Genomic DNA, 3,357 nt, shown 5'->3' with positions numbered 1-3,357 from the left:
ACCTTAACTGCGCGTTAGTTTACCAATCAAGATCATCACCCTAGTTTTTATTTCGGGTGATGTCTTCGCTACAAGTGGTTTTGTGGGAGTTGTGATTGACCAAGTACAGCCACAACTAAAATAAAACCGTCTTCTTTTGTAAAGTAAGCTGTGTGTTTTCCTACTGGAAAATAGAAACCGCTTGGATAAATCTCATCGCAACTGCGACCTACGGCTGGATTGTCGGCAAGCATTTGAAACCCAGTTAGCAATGTATCTTTATAGTTGTTCCACTGCATTTCAGAAAAGTTGTTGACGGTATAGCTTTTAATTTTTCGTAAATGAGCCTGAGCCGATTTACTTAGTTTGTATTTATTCTTTTGCATAGTGGGTTACAAGGCGCTTAGGAAATCTTCACCATCAACTACATTGCCTTGTGCTAAGTCTTGTTTAGCTGACTCGAAACAATGTTTAAGGTAATCAGTTTTCATTGCCTCTAGTTCTTCATAGTCTTTAATAGACATTACCACCACGGCATCTTTACTGTTTTTGCTAATTTTTACTGGCTCACGTTGGGCGCTTAGAAGTAGCTCACCAAAGTTACGCTTTGCATCATTTGCTGTTAGTGTGTGCATACTCAATCTCCAAATATGGAATTACAGTAAGATTATAGTTTGTCGCACAAAATGGTCAATATAATTAAATCGCGCGATTTGTGCGAAAGGTAAACTAACAAAGCGTTTAAGACAGATTCGCAACGCTCGGCATTTTCGGTTTGATTCAGCTTTCGTGTTTACGGCACAATGGTTTAGGAAGGGTGGTGGCGTTGTTCACTACTTAACGCGGCGTTAGAGCGCAGGAGAAAAAAGTATGAACATGACCGATATAGTTGAATACATTTCATATCTTATCGCAGGCATTATTATCGCTCCTTTCGGCTTCATGCTGTTTAGAGAATTCATCGGTAAAGATCGCAAGACAGTTACAGATGAAGTCAAATCGACAGTAGGTGATGAATCGAGAAAGTTTCTGGGTGGTAGGTATGGTGATGCCGTTGTAGGTCAATTTGTTGAGTTTAAACTGATAATAGCGATAGGCTTGCCAGTAGTACTATTTCTAGGAGTTTCTTCCTTGGTTAATTCTCTTTTGAAAGTTCTGTTCAACCTGTGAGTTGCGCTCTAACAAACTGTTCAAGAGGGATTCGCAACGCGTGGCATTTTCATCATGCGTTGGTTTTAGTGTTTAAGGCGGTATGCGGCGACTTCTGTATTGCGTTGCTCACCCCTTAACAGGGCGTTAGTCGCCAGAAAAAGCTAGCAATCAAAATCATGTTTCTGAGCTCAAAATTTGGCAGCTGTTTGTTTGGTACACAGATTCATCGTCGATGGTCAAAACTCAGTTTCTGCTGTTCTAAGTCCAAAGTTTTGCAAGTGTCCTAGCGCTTGTTTTGTTCTTTGGTGCTGACAGAGCAGGGCAATCGAGAGTCTGTTTTTGGTTGCAACTCCGCTCGGTGAGTTTGTTGGTACAAAAGCCGATTTACTCGCTGAAATGACGTTTTCTCTGGTGTGGTTAGTTCCACGTGGTTTCAGTAACTTTGTTGAAAGTCCGCACTGTGAGATTGGTTTTCCAAAAGCGCTTGTTGGTGTTGCCAGTCCGTTTTCAGCGGCGTTGGTTGTTCCAAGTGGTTTCATTGAATAGCCGCTTTTAGACTACGCCTGACTTAAGTGCATCAAGCACATAAAATTTGTTGTTTGCAAAATTTAGTTCGGCTTAAAATTGTCGCTCGGTGCCTCGCGACTAACAAACTGCTCAAGAGGGATTCGCAACGCGTGGCATTTTTACTATGCGTTGAATTTAGTGATTAAGGTGGTATGCAGCGGTATCGGTATCGGTATTGCGTTGCTCACCCCTTAGCAGGGCGTTAGTTGTTTTACCAAACTTCGGAATAATAGGAAGCAATTGTGATCATTAATAAGAACTGGGATTTAGCTATCGCGTTTGAAGTAATCAACGATAGGTATTATCCCGGCGGTTTGCAAAGTGGTCCTCAACGGAATAGACAAATTGAAACTTGGGGTCAACTGGTTGGTAAAACTAGAGCACTTGAACAACTAGATTCTTTGATCGCGAGTTGTGGCTCTATAAATAAAATGTCTCAGTCTGTCCGTATGAGTTCGGGGAGCATTAAAAAACTTAGAATGTTTTTTGAGTCTCTTCCTGATGAACTGGAAATCGTTGCTGATAATGTTCAGCATAGATTCATTGAGGGTGAGGTTTGTTCTCTAGAAGAAGATTTGACCCATGAGTTTAAAGAAGTAAAAGGAAGTAACCCTGCTAAATCTATCCAGAACTTGGTTGACGAATACGTGGTTGCATTCCTTAACGGATCTGGTGGTAGTATTTTCTGGGGCATTTGCGATGATGGTAAGGTGAAAAGTTTGCATCTATCAACGGCACAAAAGGACGAAATAAACAAAGTAGTTAACGCTAAGATTGGTACGATTCAGCCAGCAATAGATCCAACAAAAATCACCGTTAGATTTCACTCAGTGATAAATACCGAGAGTGGGTATGTTTTTGAAGTAAACGTCCCAAAGTCAAATACCATTGGTTTGTATTTCAATTCATCTGGTGACACTTGGGTTCGAGTAAATGGCTGCAAGCAAAAATTAAAAGGTTTAGCTCTACAAGACTATATTCTAGAGCGTATGCAAAAAAACAACTAACAATCTGTTTAAGAGTGATTCGCAACGCGTGGCATTTTTACTATGCGTTAGTTTTAGTGTTTAAGGTGGTATGCGGGAACTTCGGTATTGCGTTGCTCACACCTTAACAGGGCGTTAGGCGAATGGAGTAAATAATGAGATTTTTGATTGTTATTTTGGGGATGTTTTCTGCATTAGCAGCGACGGCAGAAGAGACTCGATGTGGATGGCTTGAAAATCCTTCTCCTGCCAATATGTGGTTGATTGATCGCGATGGATCGTGGGATATATCAGTCCAAGGTACTTCAAGTGCATTGGACGATAAATCGATGGAACTGCTTTATCAAGCGACTGCAAATGAAAATGAATTTGTTAGAACAAATCGAAGCTATGGTTTTAGTTGTGCTTGTTTAACAGTGGACGTAGACGAAGAGAAAAATTCGATTACAACAATCCATAAATCCAAGCAGTTACCTTTAAAGCAGTGTTTAGAAGACATATCCATAACGAAAGATATTCCACTGCCTTTTAAGTAATTCGCCTAACAAATTGTTCAAGAGGGATTCGCAACGCGTGGCATTTTTACTATGCGTTAGTTTTAGTGACTAAGGTGGTATGCGGCGGCTTCGGTATTGCGTTGCTCACCCCTTAACAAGGCGTTAAATGGCAAAAG

The 3,357-nt window shown here is 40.8% G+C and carries 6 protein-coding genes; 3 read left to right on the top strand and 3 right to left on the bottom strand.

The annotated features are described in order from the left end of the window. Positions 1-68: 68 nt before the first annotated feature. Both KIO97_RS26715 and KIO97_RS26710 read right to left on the bottom strand, forming a co-directional pair. Complete coding sequence (locus KIO97_RS26715) at positions 69-365, bottom strand: type II toxin-antitoxin system RelE/ParE family toxin (protein WP_191118276.1); 297 nt, start codon at positions 363-365, stop codon at positions 69-71. A 6-nt stretch (positions 366-371) separates the two neighbouring features. Then, positions 372-614, bottom strand: a complete 243-nt coding sequence (locus KIO97_RS26710) for a type II toxin-antitoxin system Phd/YefM family antitoxin (protein ID WP_045957228.1) — start codon at positions 612-614, stop codon at positions 372-374. Between the two features lie 235 nt (positions 615-849). Here KIO97_RS26710 and KIO97_RS26705 point away from each other — a divergent pair, with 235 nt between their 5' ends. Further along, a complete protein-coding gene (locus KIO97_RS26705) occupies positions 850-1,149 on the top strand; it encodes a hypothetical protein (RefSeq protein ID WP_005536942.1) in 300 nt (99 codons plus the stop codon). 218 nt (positions 1,150-1,367) lie between these two features. Here KIO97_RS26705 and KIO97_RS26695 read toward each other — a convergent pair whose 3' ends face one another. Further along, entirely contained in the window at positions 1,368-1,670 is a 303-nt protein-coding gene (locus tag KIO97_RS26695; protein ID WP_238812422.1) for a hypothetical protein, read from the bottom strand. Positions 1,671-1,940: 270 nt separating this feature from the next. On the opposite strand from KIO97_RS26695, the gene KIO97_RS26685 reads away from it, so the two are divergent. Then, entirely contained in the window at positions 1,941-2,705 is a 765-nt protein-coding gene (locus tag KIO97_RS26685; RefSeq protein WP_285384421.1) for an ATP-binding protein, read from the top strand. A 134-nt stretch (positions 2,706-2,839) separates the two neighbouring features. After that, positions 2,840-3,220: a DUF4087 domain-containing protein gene (locus KIO97_RS26675; RefSeq protein WP_058666943.1), complete on the top strand. Its 381-nt coding sequence runs from the start codon at positions 2,840-2,842 to the stop codon at positions 3,218-3,220. Positions 3,221-3,357: the final 137 nt, after the last annotated feature.

The sequence above is a fragment of the Vibrio sp. B181a genome, assembly GCF_030248375.1.
GTDB classification, from domain to species: domain Bacteria; phylum Pseudomonadota; class Gammaproteobacteria; order Enterobacterales; family Vibrionaceae; genus Vibrio; species Vibrio campbellii.
Note: the sequence above shows the minus strand (reverse complement) of the source record. Positions and strands in the feature narration are given on the sequence as shown.